This window comes from Psychromonas ingrahamii 37 (genome assembly GCF_000015285.1).
Classification (GTDB): Bacteria; Pseudomonadota; Gammaproteobacteria; order Enterobacterales; family Psychromonadaceae; genus Psychromonas; species Psychromonas ingrahamii.
In genome coordinates this window covers 1273203-1297118 of the sequence record NC_008709.1, presented here as the reverse complement: position 1 = coordinate 1297118, position 23916 = coordinate 1273203, and the positions used below count along the sequence as shown (strand labels likewise).

Genomic DNA, 23916 nt, shown 5'->3' with positions numbered 1-23916 from the left:
AATTGCGTTTAAAAAAGCCAAGCAGTTGCTTAGCTTAATGATAATACGAAACGCATCAAATAGATGATCAGCCTTGCTCGTGTTAATTTTTCCTCCGCAATGCAAGATCACATCTGAACACACTTAGTATAAAGCCAAAGAGCAAATAAGCAGGCACTCGAAAGATGACTGAAAATTTATTCAGCATTTATTTTGCGAAAACTACCGACTTTTCACCATGTAAAAAAACACGCTGTTCAATATGCCAGCGCACCGCCCGTGATAATGTCTGGCATTCAATAGCTTGCCCCTTAGCCGCTAAATCCGCTGGATAGTGACTGTGGTCAACAGTTTCAACCCCTTGAGTGATAATAGGCCCTTCATCCAGATCATCACTGATATAATGGGCTGTGGCTCCGACTAATTTAACCCCTTTATGATAGGCCTGATAATAGGGTTTAGCACCTTTGAATCCCGGCAGTAGTGAGTGATGAATATTAATCGCCCAACCCGCCAGTCGTTGACACATCTCACTGGATAAGACCTGCATATAACGGGCAAGCACCACTAAATCGGCATCACAGTCCTGAATGATTTTCCAGATCATCGCTTCCTGTTGTGGTTTTATGTCTTTATTAACCGGTAGATGAAAATAGGGAATACCATGCCATTTAGCCAGTTCTTCAAGGTCCGGATGGTTGGAGATAATAGCGGGGATTTCTATTTTTAAATCGCCCGTGCGATAACGGTAGAGTAAATCATTTAAACAATGATCATGCTTGGAAACCATGATCACCACTTTTGCCTTATCGTCTTTTCTGGTCAGCGTCCAATCCATATCAAAGCTTGCTGCCTTAGTTTTAAAGCCACTGATAAAATTTTCGCGGTTAAATGCGCTTTGCCGATCCGGCCTGAATTCTATGCGGATAAAAAAACGTTGCGTATCGATATCATCAAATGAGTTGATTTCATTAATATAACAGCCCTGTTGATACAGGTAAGCAGTGACAGCATCGACCGTCCCCAGACCGCCGGGACAGCTTGCGGTGATAATCTGTGTATCTGAAACTTGTTCCTGCACAGATGTTGAAAGTGACATGGCGACTCCAAGTATTCGCAGAGACTAAAAGTATTTTTTAGTCAGAGTTTAGTTGAGTAGCACTTTATAACAGATTTAACAGCTTAAAAAAGTTGGCTCGATCATTTAATTAACAATTAGGCTCGGCATCAGGCAGTCTTTAAACAAGCCTGGTGTAGTCTTTAAATAAGCCTTGTACGGACTTTAAACAATCATCGTGCAGTCTACTAAAATCGCCTCCACTTCCCCTAAGCAGGAACCGCATCCCGTACCGGCGCCGGTATGCTCACTGATGGCTTCCAGATTACCCAGCTGCTGCTCGACTATCGCATTTTTAATGGTTTTTTCACCGACTTGTTTGCAGGCGCAAATCAGTTTCCCACAGGCAAGTTTGCCTTCTACCTCCCCTGAAATAAGTGTGCGTTCAATACTGCTGTCAATTGTTTCATCCAGCAGGTTTTGCAACCAGTCTAGATCTTGCTCCTGCAGATTTTTGCCGACAATATAGGCCTGCTGCATTTTTTGATCGGTAATATTAGCGTAACGGTAAATCGGTGCTGTGCTTTTAGCACCAGGAGAATTAGTCAGCGTTTTGCCGCCATTATGGTCCATTAAATTGGACAGTTTAATGGTCATCTCAAGAGGATTAAACTCTGCGGCAAGACGGTACAGATAACCCGCGGCCACTTTTTGTTTTACCCAATAATCAAAATCAGACAAGTCCATCTCCGTCCGGCTGAGTAACCAGGCTTCACTTTTGTATGCCCATTTAACAAGCTTTACTGGGGTAAATTTAAATTCCGGTTGCCCTGAATTTGGGTCCACATTGGCTTTGATTAGGGCGCAGATAGCAGCTTTACTTGCTGTTGTCTGACTCCAGTGTATTGGCATAAACAACTGCCCGGGTTCAATATCGTCAGAAACCGCTAAACGCACTAATACCGAACCGCTGGCACTGCTGATAGTCACTAACTGACCTTGCTCAAGTTGTTGCTTTACTGCGTCAATAGGGTTGATTGAAACAAAAGGTTCGGGTTGATATGCGCTTAAGCGGCTGGAAAGCCCCGTTCGGCTCATCGTATGCCACTGATCGCGAATGCGGCCATTATTAAGCACAAAAGGGTAATCTGCAGTGCAGCGGCTAAGAGGCTGCTTTTGTGAAATAGGGATTAAGCGCGCTTTTTTGTTTTCCGTAAAAAAAATATTATCGGCAAACATGCGCTGATTAACCACCTCTTTTTGATATTCAGGCACCGGCCATTGCTGCGGGGTAAGGTGATTGTAGGCATCAGTACCAAGATTCGCCAGACCAATCAAATTTAGCGCACGTAATTTTCCGTCGCGGTTGCCCAATGCAGTCATTTTTACATATTCATCAAAAACCTGCCCTTCATGGTCATAATCAAAAGCCTTTGCAAAGCCCATTTTTTTTGCCACTTCACTGATTATCCACCAGTCCGGTTTACCTAAACCCGGGGTAGGTAAAATTCGCCGTTGACGGGAGATTCGACGTTCTGAATTAGTGATCGTTCCGGACTTTTCACTCCAGCCCTGGGCTGGTAATAACACATCCGCAAAAGTGCTGGTCGCCGTCTCTTTGATACAGTCCGAGACCACCACTAACGGGCATTTTTTTAATGCCGCCTTAATTTTATCACTGTCGGGCAAGCTTACCACCGGGTTTGTTGCCATTATCCAAACGGCTTTAATAGTACCGTCATCAATCGCATCAAAGAGTTCAACAGCTTTTAAGCCCGGTTTGCTCGCTAACTGCTCAGTTTGCCAAAATTCACTGATCCTTTGATGATCCTGCGCATTGCCAAATTCCATATGGGCAGCTAAAGTGTTCGCCAGACCACCCACCTCTCTGCCGCCCATGGCATTGGGCTGACCGGTCACCGAAAAGGGCCCCGTGCCCTCTTTGCCAATACGTCCCGTTGCCAGAAAACAGTTCAAAATACTGTTTACTTTATCAGTCCCTTGAGATGATTGGTTTACTCCCTGGGAATAAATGGTAAGCACTTTTTCGGTCTGAGAAAAATGCTTATAAAACAATTCCAGCTGACTTTCCTCAATACCCAGACGTTTTAAAAATGCTTGCCGATCCTGACATTCGTCAATAGCACTGGCTAAACTCGCTTCAAACCCCTGGGTATATTGGTCGATATAATCCCTGTCTATAGTTTTATTTTCGGCAAGATAAGCTAATAAACCGTTAAACAGAGCAACATCACTGCCCGGCTGAATGGCCAAATGACAATCTGCAATTTCACAGGTCGCGGTTTTTCGCGGATCAATCACCACGATAAAAAGTTCCGGACGTAAGGCTTTAGCCGCTTTTAAGCGCTGAAATAAAACCGGATGACACCAGGCTAAATTGGAGCCGGTAATGACCACCATATCGGTTTTTTCAAGGTCCTGATAACAAATCGGGACAGTATCGGAGCCAAAGGCACGTTTGTGCCCGGCGACCGATGAAGACATACACAGACGCGAGTTGGTATCAATATTGCCGCTGCCGATAAAGCCTTTCATCAGCTTATTAGCCGCATAATAATCTTCAGTCAATAGCTGCCCTGATACATAAAATGCAACGGAATCAGGTCCGTATTGCTTTATGGTGTCGGAAAATTTATCGGCCACAAGCGTTAGAGCATCCTCCCAATTTGACGGAGCCCCATTAATTTCCGGGGTTAATAATCGCCCGTCATGGACAACGGTCTCACCAAGTGCCAACCCTTTAGAGCACAAGCGCCCATAATTTGCAGGGTGATCCTGATCGCCTCTAATATCTAATAAACCAAGTTTATTGGGTTTTGCTTCCACGCCGCAACCAACGCCACAATATGCACAAGTGGTTTTTGTCCATAGGCTTTTTTCTGCTGTCATGTGACCTCTCTTGGTTTCAGCTTTTATCGGCTGTTTTATGCCTGATTAGGTTTTATCTATCAAATTTATCTATTTAACTTATTTAACTTATTTAACTTATTTATCAAGTTTATCTATTTAACTTATCTGTTCTATTTAATTAAGCAATTTACGCGCCAAATCATGCGCATAATAAAAGTTTTAAAAAACGCCACAGTTAACAGCGCATAAACAAGCAATTAAGACCCTACAAACAAACAGTTAACAAAAAACAGCAATCAGTTCAGCAGCATTATCCTTAAACAGTCAGCCATAAAAATAGCGTTTCAAGCTTCAATACGGATCATTTTGGTGCTGACCGCCCTATTAATGACCTTTTTTATATATCAATAATGTTCCCCACATTTATCCGATTGTTTTTAAAAATCAAAAAAATAACGACTAACAAACTGATTTAAAAAGCTTTAAATTTTTAATTTAGCAGATCATTTATTTATTGGCACTGTATTTGCTTAGATTAAATAAATCATAAATAACTAACAAATTTATAACACCAGCTTAACCAAAACCTAACGATAGCTGATGACCAAACTTGCAAACAGGTGGCAATATGAACATACAAAAAAGTAACAATGTGGTTACCACTTTTGTTTTACATGAAAAAAAAGGTGCTGATTGGATATCACTAAAGGACAAAAAAACAACACCTTCCGGTAGGGTTTTTTTAGTGGGTGCCGGCCCGGGTGATCCGGATTTGCTTACGGTGAAAGCACTGCGTTTGATCCAAAAATGTGATGTTATTATTTTTGATAACCTGGTGAGTAAACAAATTAGAGAGCTGTTTTCTGCGCAGGCTGAACTCTTATATGTGGGTAAAGCCAAGAATAATCACAGTATTAGCCAGTCCGAAATCAATCAGCTATTAATCAATAAAGCCCAACAAGGTTTAAGTGTTTGCCGTTTAAAAGGCGGTGACGCTTTTGTTTTTGGCCGTGGCAGCGAAGAGATGCTGGCCCTGAAAGAACATAATATTAAAGCCGAAATCGTGCCGGGCATAACCGCTGCGGCAGGTTGTGGCAGTTACGCAGGCATTCCCCTTACACATCGTGGTCTTTCTCAAGGTTGTACTTTTGTGACCGCACATGCAGAAAAAACCCTGGATATAAAATGGCAGGCCCTGGCTAAACTGGATCATACCCTGGTCTTTTATATGGGGTTAAGCAAAGCAGAATTAATTGAAACGCAGCTAATAAAAGCAGGCTTGGATAAAAACACACCCGTGGCTTTGATTGAAAACGGCTGCTGTCCGCAGCAAAGAGTGATTACCGGTCATCTCAATCAACTTTCTTCATTAGTACAAACGCGACAAATAAAATCACCCGCTCTGATCATGATTGGCAAGGTTATCGCCTTAGCTGAGCAATTACAGTGGTTCAACGAAAAACCATCAATCGATAGTGCGATTAATGAGTTAACACAATTATCAGCTTAAAAATTTAAAAGGATTTTGACATTATGAACAAACAACGCATTGTGGTGGTCGGTAACGGCATGGTCGGCCACAAGTTTATCGATACTCTGATTACAGACGAAAGTGTTGACTACGATATCATTACCTTTTCAGAAGAATCTCGCCTTGCCTATGATCGCGTGCAACTCAGTGGCTTTTTCTCGGGTAAAACAGCCGATGATTTAGCCCTGACCGATGCAACTTACTATCAAGAAAACGGTATTAACTTTGTGCTCAACGATAAAGTTGTCAAACTTGATACCAAAAATAATCAGGTGGTCACCAGCAGTGGCCGGATTGAATCCTACGATAAATTAGTGCTGGCAACGGGTTCATTTCCTTTTGTGCCCCCCATTTCAGGCAATGATAAAGAACATTGTCATGTCTACCGTACTATTGATGATTTAGAGGACATAACGGCCTCTGGAAAAAGCAGTAAAGTAGGGGTTGTTGTTGGTGGCGGTCTGTTAGGTCTTGAAGCTGCCAATGCACTGGTTAATCTTGGTTTGGAAACCCATGTGGTGGAATTTGCACCACGATTAATGGCTGTGCAGTTAGATGACGGGGGTGGTCAATTACTGCGCCGTAAAATTGAAGCATTAGGCGTACAAGTACACACCGAAAAAGCGACCACGGAAATTGTCGATGGTGATAACTGCCGCTACCGGATGAACTTTGCCGATGGCAGTTTCTTAGAAACCGATACGATTGTTTTCTCTGCGGGTATTCGCCCTCAGGATGAACTGGCCAGGCAGTTTAATTTAACGATTGGCGAGCGTGGCGGCATTGCTATCAATAACCAGTGCCAGACTAATGTTGCAAATATTTATGCGATTGGTGAATGCGCGTTATGGGATAACAGAATTTTTGGTTTAGTGGCCCCCGGTTACCAAATGGCAAAAGTTGCCGCAGCCCATATTAAAGGTGAATCACTTGCCTTTACGGGGGCTGATATGAGCACCAAACTTAAATTATTAGGCATTGATGTTGCCAGTATTGGCGAAGTACACGGTCAGACACCCGGCGCACAGTCTTATACCTACCACGATGAAATTGAACAGGTTTATAAACGTTTAATTGTCTCGGAAGACGGCAAAAAAATTGTCGGCGCAGTGTTAGTCGGAGATGCAGAGGCTTACGGCACATTATTACAACTGTTACTCAATGATATGACCCTGCCGGAAAACCCAGCGGTATTGATTCTACCCAGTACCGGTGAAGAACAAGCCGCTGGATTCGGAGTCGAAGCCCTGCCCGAAACAGCGACTATCTGCTCATGTTTTGATGTCTCTAAAGGCGATCTTAAAAGCGCGGTGATCGCAGGTTGCTGCACTATGGGCGATCTCAAAACGCAAACCAAAGCATCAACAGGCTGTGGTGGCTGCAGTGCACTGACTAAACAAGTATTAGACAGTGAATTAGCGAGCTTAGGTTTTGAAGTCAATAACGATCTTTGCGAACATTTTGCCTACTCAAGACAAGAACTTACGGACATTATTCGGGTTAAAAAAATCACCACCTTTGATCAATTACTGGAAAATTACGGCAGCGGTTTAGGCTGTGAAATTTGTAAACCCACCGCCGGCTCTATTTTAGCCTCCTACTGGAATGAATATGTATTAGAAGATACCCATCTTGAATTACAGGACAGTAACGATCTCTATCTTGGTAATATTCAAAAAAACGGTACTTATTCCGTCGTACCACGGATAGCAGGTGGTGAAATCACCCCGGATAAATTGATTGTGCTCGGTGAAGTTGCCAAGAAATTTGATCTTTATACCAAAATAACCGGTGGTCAGCGGATAGATTTATTTGGCGCGCAGTTACATGAATTACCGGTTATTTGGCAGGAACTGATCGATGCCGGTTTTGAAACCGGTCACGCTTACGGTAAATCCTTACGCACAGTGAAATCCTGTGTCGGTAATACCTGGTGCCGTTTTGGGGTTGATGACAGCATGACCTTAGCCCTCAATCTTGAAAATCGTTATAAAGGTTTGCGTTCCCCGCATAAAATAAAATTTGCCGTATCCGGTTGTACCCGCGAATGTGCCGAAGCCCAGAGCAAAGATATTGGCCTTATTTCCACCGAAAATGGCTGGAATATGTATGTCTGCGGTAATGGGGGTATGCGCCCCCGTCACGGCGATTTATTTGCCTCAGGCCTTGATGAGCAAACCCTTATAAAATATATAGACCGCTTTTTAATGTTCTATGTCCGCACCGCAGATCGCCTGCAGCGTACGTCAGTTTGGATGGAAAATATGGAAGGCGGATTAGATTACCTAAGGGAAGTGGTGATTGAGGATAAGCTTAATCTGGCCGATGAACTTGAGCAGGAGATGGAAAATAACATTAAAAACTATCAATGTGAATGGAAAACCACGCTGCAAAATCCAGAAAAACTAAAACGCTTTAAACACTTTATCAACAGTGATGACACCGATAATCAGTTGGCATTTGAACTCGAGCGCGAGCAGCGTATACCCGCCCAGCAAACAATCAAAGTCCTAGAATTAACGGCATAAGGAAAAACTCATGAGCCAGTGGTTTAATATTTGTAAGTATGAAGATCTTGCTCCTAACAGCGGCATTTGTGCCCAGTTTGAAAGTCAGCAAGTCGCGATTTTTTTCTGTCAACGTAACCAGGATTTATATGCAGTTTCAAACTTTGATCCAATATCACAGGCGAATGTTATTTCGCGCGGAATAATAGGGTCAACGCAGGGAGAAACCTATGTTGCATCACCTTTGTATAAACAGCGTTTTAATTTAAAAACCGGCGTCTGCTTAGATTTACCTGAGCATATCTTAAAAACCTATGCAGTGCGCATTGAAGCCGATCACGTACAACTGCAAGCGACAGCTTAATTATTAAGTTGAAGCTATTAAAGGAGCCCTATCTGCTAAGCAAATAGGGCACAAAAAATTAAAGGAAAGAATCATGGATAGAACTTCATTTAATATATTATCTTTTACTGGAAAGATGAAAATTCTGCATTTAAGCTGGATGGCTTTTTTTATTACTTTTGTTGTCTGGTTTAACTTCGCCCCCCTGCTGCTTGCGGTAAAAGAATCCTTGGGTTTAAGCACCGAAGAGATAAAAACCCTCTTAATTCTTAACGTCGCCTTAACTATCCCGGCCCGAGTGATTGTCGGTTCATTAACCGACAAATACGGGCCAAGAGTGGTGTACTCTGCACTGCTGGCGGTTTGTTCTATTCCTTGTTTTATGTTTGCTTTTTCAGATACATTTTTAGAAGCGGCGATCGCCCGTTTTCTGCTGGGTTTTATCGGTGCAGGTTTTGTCATTGGTATCCGCCTGGTGTCTGAATGGTTTCCACATAACGAACTTGGCACCGCTGAGGGGATCTACGGCGGTTGGGGTAACTTCGGCAGTGCCGCGGCAGCCTTTAGTTTACCAACTCTGGCATTACTGTTTGGCGGTGAAGACGGATGGCGCTATGCAACGGCCATCACAGGTCTTATGAGTTTAGTTTTTGCTTTTGTATTTTATGCTAAGGTTAGCGATACCCCAAAAGGCTCGACCTATTTTAAACCGGCCAATTTAACGGCCATGGAAGTGACCTCTAAGGGCGATTTTTTCCTATTATTATTAATGAAAATTCCGATGTACGCAGCTCTGGCGTTACTTGCATGGAAAGTCTCTCCAAGCAATATTGCGATGATTTCAGCTGAAGTGACTTATCTTATTTACGCCACACTGATTGCGCTTTATATTTATGAATTATCACAGGTTTGGAAGGTCAATAAATCAATTTTCACGACACCAGTCCCTGAAATTCATCAGTATAAATTCAAACAAGTTGCTGTGCTAAATGTCCTTTATTTTGCAACCTTTGGATCTGAGCTTGCCGTGATTTCAATGTTACCCTTGTTCTTTTCTGAAACCTTTGAATTAACCCCGGTAATGGCGGGTATGGTGGCATCAGCTTATGCCTTTATGAACTTAGTGTCCCGCCCTGGTGGCGGCTGGATTTCCGATAAATGCGGGCGTAAAATCACTCTGGTGATTCTTACCGCGGGACTGGCCTTGGGTTATCTGTTAATGGCACAAATTACCAGCGGCTGGACGCTGTGGATTGCAGTTGCAGCGGCGATGTTATGTTCTTTCTTTGTGCAGGCCGGTGAAGGTGCCGTATTTGCCACCGTACCGCTGATTAAACGCAGAATGACCGGACAGATTGCCGGTATGACCGGGGCTTACGGTAACGTTGGAGCAGTGGTCTACTTAACGATACTGTCCTTTGTTGATTACCAAACGTTCTTCTACGTGATTGCCGTGACTGCGTTTTGTGGTTTGGTGACTTTATCTCTGATGGCTGAGCCCAAGGGACAAATGGCCGAGCTTAATCCCGATGGCAGTGTCACTATGATTGATGTTAGCCACTAAACTAATACTAAAAGAACCAAAAGAACTAAAACGGCGGGTGTTGATTATATTAACACCCGCCATTTTTTTCTCTATTGTCTAAAAAGGAAAGCATTAATTTGAATATCCCAGCCAAGCAACCTAATAATGCACTTGAACTGATTGTCGGGGGATATTCTGAAACCGGTAAAAGGGAAATTAATCAAGATGCTTTTGCGGTCAAAATACCCACCTCCTATACAGAAAAAAAGCATAAAGGGATTGTGGCGAGTATTGCAGACGGTGTTAGTTGCAGCACTAAAAGTCAGCAGGCAAGCCACACCAGCGTCACACAATTTATCAATGATTATTACTGCACGCCAGATCATTGGGGAACCAAATTATCCGCCGGCAAAGTATTAAATTCACTTAATACCTGGTTATATCAACACGGTAATAATGACCAGATACGCCACGACGGGCTAATAACCACCTTCAGCTCGGTCATTTTCAAATCCACCAGCGCTTATCTTTTTCACGTTGGCGATACCCGTATATACCGCTACCGCAACTCACAATTAACCCAGCTCAGTAAAGATCATAGCCGCACTCAATACGGTAACAACACCGTGTTAACTCGTGCGCTTGGTATGGATTCCCATTTAGAGGTCGACTTTCAAACAACCGATCTGCAGCAGAATGATCTGTTTTTTTTATCATCCGATGGTATTCATGACTGGCTAAGCAAAACTGAACTGGCAAAACATCTTGCCAGCCTAGCACCGGAAAAATCAAATGCTGCGCACTTTGAAACATTGGCTAAAACAATAGCTCAAAACGCCCTTGATAACGGCAGTACCGATAACCTGACTTGTTTACTGCTAAAGGTTAAAAGCTTACCGGTCGTCGCAGTTGATGAACTGCAAAAAAGATTAACCCAATTAACCATTCCACCGGCACTGCATGAAGGCAATGAAATTGATCACTTCCAAATAAAAAAAGTGATTCATGAAGGCCCGCGCAGCCATGTTTATCTGGCCATGGATAAATGGTCTAAACTTTTTTTTATTTTAAAGATGCCGTCATTAAATTTCAGTGATGATTTGGTTTATCTCGATGGTTTTTCAAAAGAGCAGTGGGTAGGCCGGAAATTATCGCATCCAAGCATTATGTCCATCATGCCAAAAGTAGATGGATCGCCTTTCTTATACCATATCTGTGAATATATTAAAGGTATTACCCTCAGGCAGTGGATCTATGATAATCCCAATCCTCCCTTAGAAATAGCGCGAGAGATTATCAATAATATCGTTGCGGCGGTAAGAGTATTACAACGTTCCGGTATGGTGCATCGGGATTTAAAGCCGGAGAATATTATGATCTCCAACGATAAAAAAATAACCATTATCGATTTTGGCACCATAAAAATAGACAGTTTGAATGAAATATCAATGGCTCCCACCAGCGAACAACCTTTAGGTGCCACGGATTATATCGCGCCCGAGTATTTGAATGAAGGGTTCGCCAGTTCAGCATCGGATCTGTTTTCTATTGCGGTTATTGCCTATGAGTTATTAACCGGGCACTTACCCTATAAATCACTTAATTCTCAATCCTTAAGCCGGGCAAGAAAGGCACAATGGAAATATCGCCCGATTAAACAGTTTAGAGCTGATATCCCCGATTGGATTGATTTAACCCTGCAAACAGCCGCACATCCTGTGTTGGCGCAGCGTTATAATGCCATGAGTGAATTTACTCAAGATCTCTATACGCCTAATACTAAAATGCTCAGGAGCCGCGAGCATGCCCCCTTATTAGAGCGTAACCCGGTCAAGTTCTGGCAGATTTTAAGCACCCTTTTATTTTTTACTGCCTTAATAGAATTAACCTTACTTCTGGGAGATTAAGCTTTAGCGCCTGTTTATATTTCGGGATTGTTATTGCAGCAACTTGTAGATTCTTTCTACAAGGCAGAGCTTATGCAGTATTATTATCCTACATAAAAAAGCGATAACGCCGTAGAAATGAGCGACAATCACATCACTCGTAGGGTGCGCTCCGCGCACCGATTAACACTGTTTGCGGTGCATAGAATGCACCCTACCGCTAACATAAGACCAAACGCATCAATAAAATAATCCGATTTATTATTCAATCATCACGACTGTTTTAAGAGCGTAACTGCAGAGTCACCAGAACAACACCGTGGTCGGTACTTTCGCCGTCACGATCAAAAATAGGATTAATCAAATGCCTGTCGTAGGTATTATATTCACTGACCTCAAATAAGCTTGAATGATAGTTAGCATCAAATTCACAGGATAATAAAATATAATCTAAGACTGAACTCGATGCACCAAAATAGTGTGTCGGTTTACGCAAAATATGCTCAGTATTATTTTCTGTCCCCTGAAATAAATCCCATGAATCTTTTAAGCAGTATTTTTCAAGATAAGCATCACTGTCCAATTTTGACACAAAACGCAGCGTATCAGTGACCAGATGGTCTAATACCCCGTCTGCCAGAATATTATTAAAATCCCCCATCAAAATCATGGGTAATCCGGTTTCTTCGCGGCGCGCTATCATATTAACCAATAACAGTGCGGCTTCGCTGCCGCGCTGAATAGTGGAGCCCCAACCACCGGCGACTTGTGCCTTTAGTTTTTCGATAATGTTTTTTTCACCCGACAAGCTTTTACTCTCTTCATGCTCAAGCATCGGACGTTTCGATTTAAAATGCACTACATAACAATCGCAATCGCCAATATGGGGTAAATTAATGGTTGCGCGTAATACCTGCCGGCTAAAGGAAAAATCCTCTTTCAGCCCCATTGCAAGCGCTAGGGTTGTATCTGCCTGCACCGCCTCAATATCAACAATCGGATATTTTGAGGCAATAGCGACCACCGGGCTACGACAGATAAAATCATCAATAACTTCTGGCTGATCAACCACCTGAAAAAATTCATAACCTTGCTCTCTTAATAATTCAGCCAGTGCTTCAGGACTGAAGACCTCCTGAAATCCAATCACATCAGGTTGAAACTCATTAACATAATCCGTTATCCACTTTTGTTTTTTAGCCCATTGTTCGGCGCTGTAAATCCGTTCAAAATCATAATAGGCAAAAGGCGGTTCAAGATAATTAAACAGATTAAAAGTCGCTATTTTAAGACGGGAATGAGGAATAGATGCAGCAGCATTGTTAACGGATGTTATTTCAGGGGAATGATTAAATGACAAATTATTTTCTCTGTAGTGTTTAGGCTGCCAGTATAACGGAAATCAGCTCGGCTTGTGGAGAAGCTTGATTATTTTTACCTTTCTCAATGGGCAGTATTTGATTGCATGTTGGTTTTGCCCAAGTATTAATTGTATTAAAGCAATAATAATAGGTGGCGGGATTTATATTATTACTTTTAAAAAATTCAGCTTTGCTTAAAAAGGAAAGCATCACAGGTCACTTCACGCGCTTCTATTCGCCCATAATCTGAATCCATCATTATATAAAGAAACTAAGCCAATAACCCACAGTATTTCAATGCTTTCAAAGGCTGCAAATTTATGATTAAAAGCAGAGCGGAATATCGAATAGACTTAATCTCCCCATTAATATTGTCAAAGCATTGCCTATAGTATTAGTATCAATAAATAGACGATTTATTGCTTTTTTTTGAAGGCACTGAAAAATATATGAAAAAATAATCTCATCAACAATCATTAAATGTTATAAAACTGACGCTAAGAGCTTAATCTCAATTTAACTCCTTTATCAAATTGTTATAAAGGGGTTAAATTTAAATAACACCGATAAGGAAAATTCAATGAAACTATTTCTTAAATTATTTGCGGGATTGGTGGTGCTATTGATAGTCGCCGTTGTACTGTTAATAACCACAATCGATCCCAATGATTATAAACAGCAAATTCAAACTCAAGTTAAAAAGTCCATTAACAGAGACTTGGCTATTAATGGCGATATTAGCTGGGCGTTTTATCCGCAGTTAGGTTTTAGCAGTGGCGAAATTGAACTGCGTAACCTTGATGGATTTAATCGTCAAAATTTACTTAAAATTGATCAGGCTTCCCTTGGTATAGATCTTGTACCTCTGTTAAAAGGTCAAATTAAAATTGGTGAATTAACTGTCAATGGTTTGGTTGTTAACCTTATTACCAATAAAAATGGCCGTTCAAATCTGGATAATATGCAGGCCAGTGGCGCGCCCGATCCGAAAGAAAAAGCACCCGAGAAAGACATAAGCAGCGAGACTGAAAAAGGCTTTTTTGCGCTGGAAAATTTGCAGTTAGCCGGTATTAATATCAATGATGCGCAAATAGAGATTCAGGATCTTAAAGCCGCTACCACCCATAAAGCCAATATCAAAAAAATTCAACTCGGTAAATTTTCACCCGGACAGGAAACGGATTTATCCGTGCAGGCCGATCTGATCCTCGATAATCTGCAGGCGCAATTAGATTTGCAATCGAAATTACTGGTCGCTTCGGACTTTTCAGCGGTTGAGCTTAAGCAATTTTCTCTTACAACATTATTGACCGGAGAAACCTTACCCAACGGGAAAGTAGACGGCTCGATTAATACCGATATCAAATATGATCTTAACAATGCAAAAGCGGAATTAACTGATTTAATTATTAAGCTTGATAAAATCCAGTTATCTGGACAGCTTTCGGTACAAACCAAGCAGTTAACCACAGTACGTTTCGCACTGAAAGGAAATCAATGGGATTTCGCGCCCTATTTACCTGAGCCTGCAGCAGCTTCCACTGAAGCAGCAAGTACTGAAAAAACCAGCATCGAAACAACCAATGCTAAAAAAAGTGAACAGGAGCCGGATCTTAGCATATTAAACAGTCTGGATATCAACGGCACATTGTCTATCGAGGGCGTCAAAGCATCGGGTTTAACCATTGGCAAAATTAATTCAAAAATTATTGTCAATAAAGGCAAAGCACAACTAACGCCATTAACCGCCGAGCTTTATCAGGGTCTATTAACTATGGAGGCATCCATTGAAGAGCGTAAAGGATTAAACAGTTACCAGATTTCAAGCAATCTAAACAACGTACAAATACGTCCTCTGCTGATTGATGCAGCTGAAATTGATTTTATTAGCGGCACAACTGACTTTAACTTTGCAGGTAAAGGACAAGGTTTAACCGCCTCTAAAATAAAAAAAGGGTTAACGGGAAAGGGAGATTTTAAATTATTAGATGGTGAGTTATACGGTATTAACCTTTCTCAGGAAGTGCGTATCCTAAAAGCGAAACTGACCGCGGCCCCGCAACCCACTGAAGCTAATATTAAAAAAACCGATTTTGCATCATTAACTGGAAATTTCACTATCGATAATGGCATTGTCGATAACCAAAAATTATTAATGCTTTCACCTGTGATGCGTCTTGATGGTAGTGGACTGGCTGACATTTTAAAAGAGACATTGGACTATCGTTTAAGTGTCACTCCTTTATCAAAAAGCACCGAAAAAACCGAACTGGGCGATCTCAGTGGTTTAGTTATTCCACTGCTTATTAAAGGGCCTTTTTCTGATCCTAAATTTACTTTAGACACCGAAGGCGCTATCAAAGAGCGGCTTACTCTGGAGAAAAAACGTCTAGAGGAGAAACTTAAAAAAGAATCTCAACAAAGAATAGAAGAGCAAAAAAATAAGCTGGAAGATAAAGTAAAAGATAAATTAGGAGATAAACTCAAAAATCTGTTTGGTTAAGCATTTTAGACTTATATCTCAGCGGATATATTGATGGTGTATAAAGCACTGAACGTGGAAACGCTCGGTGCTTTCTTTTTAGGCCACATAAAAAAGAAAGTAGCGGGATGATTTTCTAATCTGGACTCGATCGTAATCCGGGAAAATATCAACTAATAAAAAAACCACTTGAAGAGGCATCCACAAGTGGTTTGTTTATATAATACCCATCATTCAATTAGTGGCTTGTCAGCCAACTTATTTAATAAAGGGTGTATTGGTCGTTACATGTAAGTTCTGTGCGCGATGACGCAATAGATGGTCAAGCAAGGTAATGGCCATTTGTGCTTCTGCAATGGGCACTGCGCGAATACCGACACAGGGATCGTGACGCCCTTTGGTTATCATGGTAGTCGCTTCGCCATTGGTGGTAATAGTGCGACCGGGAATAGTTAAACTTGAGGTGGGTTTTAGAGCGATATGGGCGATAATGTCCTGACCCGTTGAAATTCCGCCTAATATGCCGCCCGCATGGTTTGATAAAAAACCGCCCGGGGTCATTTCATCACGATGCTCAGTTCCCTTTTGACTAACAGCTGCAAAACCGTCACCAATTTCAACCCCTTTAACCGCATTAATACTCATTAATGAATGCGCAAGCTCTGCATCTAAACGATCAAAGACCGGCTCGCCCAGACCAACGGGCACACTCGATGCAACTACGGTGACTTTCGCCCCTACTGAGTTACCCTCTTTAATCAGGGCTTTCATATAATCTTCAAGCTGCGTGATTTTAGACAGATCAGGGAAGAAAAAGGGATTGTTTTCAACTTCATCCAAGTCAATTGAATCGGCTTTAATATCACCTAACTGACTTAAATAACCACGAATAACAATACCAAACTGTTCATTTAAATATTTTTTAGCAATCGCACCGGCGGCAACACGCATCGCTGTTTCGCGCGCAGAAGAACGACCCCCACCCCGATAATCGCGGTGTCCAAATTTTTGATGGTAAGTGTAATCGGCATGTCCCGGACGGAACAAATCCTTAATTTCAGAATAATCCTTGGAACGCTGATCAGTATTTTCAATCATTAAACCGATACTGCTGCCGGTTGTTTTACCTTCAAAAACGCCGGAAAGAATCTTAACTTGATCCTTTTCCTGGCGCATTGTTGTATAACGTGACTGCCCGGGGCGACGCCGGTCTAAATCATGCTGCAGATCAGCTTCACAAATTTCTAAATTTGGTGGAATACCATCCACAATACAACCTATTGCTGCACCGTGACTTTCGCCAAAGGTGGTGACTTTAAAGAGTTGACCAATACTGCTGCCCGCCATAATTATTTCCCGTTTTTAAATTGTACAAAACTGCAGACCATTAAAATTTGCAGCAGTTAATCTGAAATATTGCTTAAAAAAATTAAATTTTAATATTTTTAATTTTAATTTTTTAAATCTTGATAGTATCAAGTTGTGCTTTGGTTAAGACAAAGACACCATGCCCACCCGCTTCAAACTCAATCCAGGTAAAGGGAATGTCAGGGTAAGCTTCTTGAAGATGGACTTGAGAATTACCGACTTCTACAAATAACACACCCTCTTCATTTAATTTTGAACTTGCCTGAGACAACATCTTACGTACCAAATCTAAACCATCAGCGCCGCAAGCTAAGCCTAATTCGGGTTCGTGTTTATATTCTCCCGGTAAATTGTCCATATCCTGTGCATCAACATAGGGAGGATTAGACACAATAAGATCATATTTTTCATTTTCAATACCTGAAAAAAGATCTGATTGAATAGGGAAAACCTGTTGCTCCAGCCCGTGACCTTGAATATTAATTTCAGCGACGTCCAATGCGTCTTCTGAAATATCAACGGCATCCACTTCGGCTTCCGGAAATGCATAGGCACAAGCGATGGCAATACAGCCGCTGCCGGTACATAAATCTAAGATACGTTTAGGCGCTTTATCCACCCAAGGTGCAAAATGCGCTTCAATTAATTCAGCAATCGGTGAACGGGGAACCAGCGTACGTTCATCAACATAAAACTCCAATCCGGCAAACCAGGCTTTATTGGTTAAGTAGGCAACCGGAATACGCTTTTCAATACGTACAATAATCCTGTCCACCAGCATTTCACGCTCTCGACGTGTTAAACGCGCATCAAGAATCGTAGGTTTACTGTCTAAGGGTAAATACAACGAAGGTAAAATAAGCTGTATGGCTTCATCCCAGGCATTATCGGTACCATGCCCGTAAAAAAGCTCTGCGCGATTAAATTCTGTCGCTGCCCAGCGCAATAGATCCTGGACTGTTAGCAGTTCATTTATTGCTTCTTCTTTAAAAATCGTGTCCAATTTATGCTCCAATTAAGGTAAACTTGTTCGGCATACAAAACAGCGCAGGAAAGACCATGACTAATAATAATAAAAATGATGATTTTTCACTGTTTAGTGCAGAGTTTTCAGGTATTAAAAAATTACCACAGGATACCATAATACTGCCGACTAAAAATATGAAGAAAAGGCAGATCCTTAAAAAAATCCGTGAAGAATCATTTGAAACAAGCCATTTTTCCGATGGTTTTGAACCTCTTCTGGCAGAAGAGGGGCCAGTGCGTTATAAACGCGAGAATGCTGAAAAGTATTTGTTTAAGCAATTACGACGCGGTGATTTTGCACCTGAAATTATTTTAGATTTACACGGCTTAACCCAAGACGAAGCTAAACGTGAATTAGGTGCCCTGATTACTTGCTGTAAAAAAGAGGGATTATATTGCTGCAGTGTGATGCACGGTGTTGGTAAAAATATTTTGAAAAAAAAGGTGCCATTATGGTTAGCCCAACACCCGGGTATTTTAGCTTTCCATCAGGCACCGCTTGAGTTTGGCGGACACGGGGCTTTACTCGTCTTAATCGAACTTGAGGACTGGCAAAAACGCGAGTATTAAAAAAAATTGCCACTGTATCGTAAATAACAGTTCAGTCTCGATTAAAACTAACCCGGCATCGCCAGATTAGCTAGCTAAATGACATGACCAAATTACATGTCCAAGTTATATGGTTAAGTTACATCTTGAGGTTAGATAATCAGGTTACATGGCTAAGTGAGATAGTCAGGGGAGATAGTATTAGAATATAACGTGTTTATAACCTTAACGCCCTTTCACATTAATTAGCTATGTTCTATTCTAAAACCTATTTTAATGGTTACCTGAAAGTGACCCACTTTGCCATCAACGATATGACCGCGCGTGTCTACAACTTCAAACCAATCCATGTTTTTAATCGTCTTATCGCATTCTGTAATAGCATTGCTGATCGCATCTTCAATACTAATTTTAGATGAACCCACCATTTCAATTTTTTTGTAAATACGGTGTTTAGACATATTAACCTCCGGTATCTTAATAACTCATTGCCAAAACTAGACAAAACTATACAAAACTAGATAAAACTATAGTTGAATAGCAAGCAGCTTGCCAACTCGAATAACTGACTTGATAACAGTGAATGATCTAATGGAAGTTATGTTATTCCCAGAGTAAATAATTATTTTAAACCTGCATCTTGTCTGTCGTCAGTTATAATAATAATAAAAATCTACCACTCGAATAAGGCTACCCTATGACGCTAACCGATAAAGCTTGGTATAAAAGCTATCCCAGTGATGTGCCTCACGATATTAATATGACTGAGTTCGATAATTTATTATCTTTGTTTGAACATTGCTGCAAAAAATACGCGGATAATATTGCCTTTATCAATATGGGCCATTCACTCACTTATCAGGAGTTAGATTTAAAGAGCAAAGCCTTTGCGTCCTATTGCCAAAACACACTTTTGATGCAACCGGGGGAAAGGATTGCATTGATGATGCCCAATCTGCTGCAGTATCCAATTGCATTATTTGGTGCATTACGGGCAGGACTGGTGGTGGTTAATATTAATCCGCTGTATACCCCAAGAGAGCTGCTTCACCCCTTAAAAGATTCGGGTGCAACGGCTATTGTGGCGGTTACCAATTTTGGTAACAGTCTGCAGCAGGTGCTGGCAGATACCGCTATTAAACATATTATTTTAACCCGCATTGGTGATCAATTAGCCGCTCACAAACGCACTCTGGTTAATTTTGTCATTAAATATATTAAAAGAATGGTGCCTAAATATTATCTGCCATCGGCTATTTCAATGCGCAGAGTATTAACCCAGGGAGCATTGCAATCTTATAGTAGACCGACTGTTTTACCGTCTGATATTGCCTTTTTACAATACACAGGCGGCACAACCGGTATTGCTAAAGGGGCCGTATTGACCCATCAAAATATTATAAGCAATGTACTTCAGGTTTTCGCCCATTTTGGTCCAAGAACATTATTGGATAAAGAAAAAGCGGTCACCCCTTTACCCCTTTACCATATTTTCGCCAATACCGTCAGTATGATGATGCTGATGTTTATGGGCGGACAAAATCTATTAATAACGAATCCAAGAGATATCAAAAGTTTTGTAAAAGATTTACAAAAGTACCCTTTTACTATGTTATTTGGCTTAAATACACTGTTAAATGCGCTATTAAAAACCCCTTCCTTTAGAGCACTCGACTTTAGCCAGGCGCGCATTGTTATTGCCGGCGGGATGGCAACCCAAAAAAAGATAGCGGCCGAATGGGAAGCATTGACCGGCATGACTATTATTGAAGGTTACGGGCTAACCGAATGCTCACCCGTTGTAGCGGGCGGTCTCCATACGCAGCAACGTTTTCAGGCAAATATTGGTGTACCACTTCCGAGTACGGATATGCGTATTGCCGATGTTAACGATAACCCGCTTACGGTCGGTGAAATTGGTGAAATACAAATTAAAGGCCCGCAGGTGATGCCCGGTTACTGGCAGCAGCCGCAAGAAAGCGAGAATGCTTTTACCCAGGATGGTTTTTTTAAAACAGGTGATATTGGGCAAATGGATGATCGCGGCTTTTTCACCCTTGTGGATCGCCAAAAAGATATGATGTTAGTCTCCGGGTTTAATGTTTATCCTTCTGAAATTGAAGAGGTGGCAGTACTGCATCCAAACATTATTGAAGCAGCGGCTATTGGTATCCCTGATGAAATAATCGGCGAAAAAATAAAATTATTCTATGTTAGCGATATTCCTTTAAGCAATAAAGAAATCCGATCTCACTGTAAAAAATATCTGACCGGTTATAAGATTCCGCGCTTATTTGAACAAAGAGATGCACTGCCTAAAAGTAATGTCGGCAAGATACTGCGTAAGGATCTTAGGTAAATAACCTTAAACGCTCCTTTTGCTAGCCGGTAAAAACCGGCAATACCCATAACAAATAACAGTTCAATGATAATAAATCCCAAAATAAGTGTTTTCGTTGAAAGATACAACAAAAAAACTCGATGACTTATTATTCGGCAAGAATAATTTAATTATTGAAATTTAACTCGTTTTATTATTTTGTTTATTTATTATTCGTTTTTAAAGACGAAGTGTAATGCGGTTAACACTTTTCACTGGTATACTCTGCCACCAAATATTATAAGGTAATTTTTTTTATATAACCTTACCTTTGAATTTAAAGAATTTTAAGAATTTTAACGTGGAGTGAACAAATTATCATTAGTACAGCTAACATCACTATGCAGTTTGGCGCTGAGCCTTTGTTTGAAAATATTTCAGCTAAATTTAGTAAGGGCAACCGCTATGGTCTAATTGGCGCGAATGGTTGCGGCAAATCTACTTTTATGAAAATCCTCAGTGGTGAGCAGGCACCAAGCTCAGGTAATGTGTCTCAGTCAGTGGGGCTTAAAGTAGGTATTCTAAGCCAGGATCAATTTGCGTTTGAGCAATATAATGTTATTGATGTTGTCATAATGGGCGATCTTGCATTATGGAAAGTTAAACAAGAACGTGATCGTATCTACGCAAAAGCTGAAATGACTGAAGCCGATGGGATGGCTGTTGGCGAATTGGAAAGTGAATTTGCTGAAATGGATGGTTACACCGCAGAAAGTCGTGCCGGTGAAATTTTGTTATCCGCGGGTATTGAAGAAGAATTTCATTTTGGCTTGATGCAGCAGGTTGCACCGGGTTGGAAATTACGTGTACTGCTTGCACAAGCATTGTTTGCTAATCCCGACCTTCTGCTGCTTGATGAGCCTACCAATAACCTGGACATTAATACTATTGACTGGTTATCGGGCGAGCTTAACCAGCGTAAATGTACCATGATCATTATTTCTCATGACCGACATTTTTTAAACTCAGTCTGTACACATATGGCTGATATTGATTACGGTGAATTACGTATTTACCCCGGTAATTATGAATACTTTATGGCCGCAGCAGGTTTGATTCGTGAACAATTATTGGCCGAAAATTCCAAGAAAAGTGCTGAAATTAACGAATTACAAGACTTTGTTAACCGCTTTGGCGCCAATGCCTCTAAAGCAAAACAGGCGAGTTCGCGCGCTAAAAAGATGGATAAAATTAAACTTGATGAAGTTAAACCATCAAGTCGTATGTCACCTTCATTGAGTTTTCCAGAGGGTAAAAAAATGCACCGCCAGGCATTAATACTGGAAGATATTGGCCACGGTTTTGATGATCAGATGTTATTTGAAGGTGGTGAACTGATTTTAGAAGCCGGCGCAAAATTAGCCGTGATCGGTGAAAACGGTGTGGGTAAATCCACTTTTCTGCGTTGTTTAGTGAATGAACTGCAAAACAAAGAAGGTGTGGTTAAGTGGTCTGAAAATGCATCTGTTGGTTATTGCCCGCAGGATAGTACTGCTGACTTTGATAATGACTTAAATCTGTTTGATTGGATCTCACAGTGGCGCACCATTAAACACGATGACCTTATCGTACGGGGTATGTTGGGCCGTTTATTATTTACCGCCGATGATGCTAATAAAAAAGCCAGAAATTGCTCCGGTGGTGAAAAAAATCGCCTGCTATTTGGTAAGTTAATGATGCAGGATATTAATGTATTAGTCATGGATGAGCCGACTAACCACATGGATATCGAAGCGATTGATGCCTTAAATGATGCCCTGAAAGTTTATCAGGGTACCTTGATTTTTGTCAGTCATGACCGCAAATTTGTTTCATCGTTAGCGACGCGCATTATTGATATTAAAGATAAAAAATTGGTTAACTTCCAGGGTACTTATAATGAGTATGTTGCTAATCAACGTTTTGCTTAATAAAGCATCCTTTAAATAAAATTAAAAAGCACAGTCAGTTTTTCTGACTGTGCTTTTTTGTTTATAGCAAAGGAGTTAATTAATGGAATCGGTATTATGTTACCGGTAGCTGTGCACCGCAATCGCTGCGCACCCTACGATCTACTTCAAATAACCCTCTGCAGCCTAGTATTAGTTTTCTAAAACTTGTCGCCCGTAAGCCACGATTTCCTGCGAGATTTGTTTATTTAACCCTTTCACTAATACCCAACTGTGCCAGTAAAGTGTTTCGCTTAACCGATAATTCGGACAGAGATTAATCAGTTCCCCCTCGGCCAGCTCCCTTTCTATCTGCAATTGCGGAATTAAACAGCAAACTAAACTGCGTTTTGCCAAATCGACAAAGGCTTCTGAGGAGCTTATTGTATGACTGGAGTATTCGCTGGCATTCAAGTCAAAGTGTTTGCTAATAAAATTCTGGTGCATATTATCTTTAGAATCATAGTTAATACTCGGGGCCATTTTTAAGCTTTCCTTATTCACCCCCTGACTAAAATATTTTTTTTGGAAATCCTTTGAGGCAACTAATATATAATTCATTCCCCCGAGTTTAAAAGAGCGATAACCGGGCAGAGGCGATTCAATATTCATCACGGCACCAACCGCTTGCCCAGAGCGTAACTTATTCAGGGTTTCTACCCCATTAGCAATGATTAAATTCATTTCAATAAGATATTTTTTTAAAATCGGTGCCATCGCATCAAGAAACCAAGTTGCAATACTGTCTGCATTCACCGCTAAAGATATTTTTACCGGGTGACTCGATATAGTGGGAAATAAATTTGTCATTAAATCATTCTCTAACTGCTGCACCATTTTAAAATGACTTAAGAGTTTTTCACCGGCGGGGGTAACCCTAATGGGATGTCCACGAATGACGAGCGGTTGACCGACCTTCTCTTCCAAATTTTTCAGGCGCAATGAAATCGCAGGTTGGCTGATAAATAATTTTTTAGCAGCAAGTTCAAAACCTTGCTGTTCAACAATTTCATTTAATGCAGATAATAGTTTGTAATCTAAATTAATCATAAGCCAAATTTATATACCATAAATATTATTCATTATACTTATGTGGCTAAAACGTGCAAAATCCTGCCTCACT

The 23916-nt window shown here is 41.1% G+C and carries 16 protein-coding genes; 9 read left to right on the top strand and 7 right to left on the bottom strand.

Annotated features, from left to right (window positions below; translation table 11 throughout):
* Positions 1 to 187 precede the first annotated feature (187 nt).
* Both purU and PING_RS05450 read right to left on the bottom strand, forming a co-directional pair.
* Positions 188 to 1078: a formyltetrahydrofolate deformylase gene (purU, locus tag PING_RS05455; RefSeq protein ID WP_011769429.1), complete on the bottom strand. Its 891-nt coding sequence runs from the start codon at positions 1076 to 1078 to the stop codon at positions 188 to 190.
* Between the two features lie 183 nt (positions 1079 to 1261).
* Positions 1262 to 3946: a nitrate reductase gene (locus tag PING_RS05450; RefSeq protein WP_011769428.1), complete on the bottom strand. Its 2685-nt coding sequence runs from the start codon at positions 3944 to 3946 to the stop codon at positions 1262 to 1264.
* A gap of 589 nt (positions 3947 to 4535) precedes the next feature.
* Between PING_RS05450 and cobA the strand changes: the two genes are divergently transcribed.
* The 5 genes from cobA to PING_RS05425 all read left to right on the top strand — a co-directional run bounded on the left by cobA (position 4536) and on the right by PING_RS05425 (position 11720).
* Positions 4536 to 5417 carry a uroporphyrinogen-III C-methyltransferase gene (gene cobA / locus PING_RS05445; protein WP_011769427.1) on the top strand — a complete coding sequence of 294 codons (882 nt, stop codon included), beginning with the start codon at positions 4536 to 4538 and terminating at the stop codon, positions 5415 to 5417.
* 23 nt (positions 5418 to 5440) lie between these two features.
* Positions 5441 to 7966: a nitrite reductase large subunit NirB gene (gene nirB, locus PING_RS05440; protein ID WP_011769426.1), complete on the top strand. Its 2526-nt coding sequence runs from the start codon at positions 5441 to 5443 to the stop codon at positions 7964 to 7966.
* Between the two features lie 10 nt (positions 7967 to 7976).
* Entirely contained in the window at positions 7977 to 8309 is a 333-nt protein-coding gene (gene nirD, locus PING_RS05435) for a nitrite reductase small subunit NirD (protein ID WP_011769425.1), read from the top strand.
* 73 nt (positions 8310 to 8382) lie between these two features.
* Positions 8383 to 9852 carry a NarK family nitrate/nitrite MFS transporter gene (locus tag PING_RS05430; RefSeq protein WP_011769424.1) on the top strand — a complete coding sequence of 490 codons (1470 nt, stop codon included), beginning with the start codon at positions 8383 to 8385 and terminating at the stop codon, positions 9850 to 9852.
* 98 nt (positions 9853 to 9950) lie between these two features.
* On the top strand, positions 9951 to 11720 hold the full coding sequence (locus PING_RS05425) for a bifunctional protein-serine/threonine kinase/phosphatase (protein WP_011769423.1): 1770 nt from the start codon (positions 9951 to 9953) through the stop codon (positions 11718 to 11720).
* A gap of 262 nt (positions 11721 to 11982) precedes the next feature.
* On the opposite strand, the gene PING_RS05420 is transcribed toward PING_RS05425, so the two are convergent.
* Positions 11983 to 13059 carry an endonuclease/exonuclease/phosphatase family protein gene (locus PING_RS05420; RefSeq protein ID WP_011769422.1) on the bottom strand — a complete coding sequence of 359 codons (1077 nt, stop codon included), beginning with the start codon at positions 13057 to 13059 and terminating at the stop codon, positions 11983 to 11985.
* 581 nt (positions 13060 to 13640) lie between these two features.
* Here PING_RS05420 and PING_RS05410 point away from each other — a divergent pair.
* Positions 13641 to 15563 carry an AsmA family protein gene (locus tag PING_RS05410; RefSeq protein ID WP_011769421.1) on the top strand — a complete coding sequence of 641 codons (1923 nt, stop codon included), beginning with the start codon at positions 13641 to 13643 and terminating at the stop codon, positions 15561 to 15563.
* 237 nt (positions 15564 to 15800) lie between these two features.
* On the opposite strand, the gene aroC is transcribed toward PING_RS05410, so the two are convergent.
* Together aroC and prmB are read right to left on the bottom strand one after the other, a co-directional pair.
* Positions 15801 to 16889, bottom strand: a complete 1089-nt coding sequence (aroC, locus tag PING_RS05405; RefSeq protein ID WP_011769420.1) for a chorismate synthase — start codon at positions 16887 to 16889, stop codon at positions 15801 to 15803.
* 112 nt (positions 16890 to 17001) lie between these two features.
* Positions 17002 to 17913 (bottom strand): 50S ribosomal protein L3 N(5)-glutamine methyltransferase, encoded by a 912-nt coding sequence (gene prmB, locus PING_RS05400; RefSeq protein WP_011769419.1) that lies wholly within the window; start codon positions 17911 to 17913, stop codon positions 17002 to 17004.
* Positions 17914 to 17969: 56 nt separating this feature from the next.
* Between prmB and smrB the strand changes: the two genes are divergently transcribed.
* Positions 17970 to 18506, top strand: coding sequence for an endonuclease SmrB (smrB, locus tag PING_RS05395; protein WP_011769418.1), 537 nt, complete (start codon positions 17970 to 17972; stop codon positions 18504 to 18506).
* Positions 18507 to 18730: 224 nt separating this feature from the next.
* On the opposite strand, the gene PING_RS05390 is transcribed toward smrB, so the two are convergent.
* Positions 18731 to 18946, bottom strand: coding sequence for a dodecin (locus PING_RS05390; protein ID WP_011769417.1), 216 nt, complete (start codon positions 18944 to 18946; stop codon positions 18731 to 18733).
* Between the two features lie 236 nt (positions 18947 to 19182).
* On the opposite strand from PING_RS05390, the gene PING_RS05385 reads away from it, so the two are divergent.
* Positions 19183 to 20844, top strand: a complete 1662-nt coding sequence (locus PING_RS05385) for an AMP-binding protein (protein ID WP_011769416.1) — start codon at positions 19183 to 19185, stop codon at positions 20842 to 20844.
* Between the two features lie 338 nt (positions 20845 to 21182).
* On the top strand, positions 21183 to 22775 hold the full coding sequence (locus tag PING_RS05380; RefSeq protein WP_083761721.1) for an ABC-F family ATPase: 1593 nt from the start codon (positions 21183 to 21185) through the stop codon (positions 22773 to 22775).
* A gap of 171 nt (positions 22776 to 22946) precedes the next feature.
* Here the strand turns inward: PING_RS05380 and PING_RS05375 are convergent, their stop codons facing one another.
* On the bottom strand, positions 22947 to 23843 hold the full coding sequence (locus PING_RS05375; RefSeq protein ID WP_011769414.1) for a LysR family transcriptional regulator ArgP: 897 nt from the start codon (positions 23841 to 23843) through the stop codon (positions 22947 to 22949).
* Positions 23844 to 23916 lie beyond the last annotated feature (73 nt).

Coding starts and splice junctions, on each gene's coding strand:
- purU (WP_011769429.1), bottom strand. CDS start 1,078: ATGTCACTTTCAACATCTGTGCAGGAACAAGTTTCAGATACACAGATT.
- PING_RS05450 (WP_011769428.1), bottom strand. CDS start 3,946: ATGACAGCAGAAAAAAGCCTATGGACAAAAACCACTTGTGCATATTGT.
- cobA (WP_011769427.1), top strand. CDS start 4,536: ATGAACATACAAAAAAGTAACAATGTGGTTACCACTTTTGTTTTACAT.
- nirB (WP_011769426.1), top strand. CDS start 5,441: ATGAACAAACAACGCATTGTGGTGGTCGGTAACGGCATGGTCGGCCAC.
- nirD (WP_011769425.1), top strand. CDS start 7,977: ATGAGCCAGTGGTTTAATATTTGTAAGTATGAAGATCTTGCTCCTAAC.
- PING_RS05430 (WP_011769424.1), top strand. CDS start 8,383: ATGGATAGAACTTCATTTAATATATTATCTTTTACTGGAAAGATGAAA.
- PING_RS05410 (WP_011769421.1), top strand. CDS start 13,641: ATGAAACTATTTCTTAAATTATTTGCGGGATTGGTGGTGCTATTGATA.
- aroC (WP_011769420.1), bottom strand. CDS start 16,889: ATGGCGGGCAGCAGTATTGGTCAACTCTTTAAAGTCACCACCTTTGGC.
- smrB (WP_011769418.1), top strand. CDS start 17,970: ATGACTAATAATAATAAAAATGATGATTTTTCACTGTTTAGTGCAGAG.
- PING_RS05390 (WP_011769417.1), bottom strand. CDS start 18,946: ATGTCTAAACACCGTATTTACAAAAAAATTGAAATGGTGGGTTCATCT.
- PING_RS05385 (WP_011769416.1), top strand. CDS start 19,183: ATGACGCTAACCGATAAAGCTTGGTATAAAAGCTATCCCAGTGATGTG.
- PING_RS05375 (WP_011769414.1), bottom strand. CDS start 23,843: ATGATTAATTTAGATTACAAACTATTATCTGCATTAAATGAAATTGTT.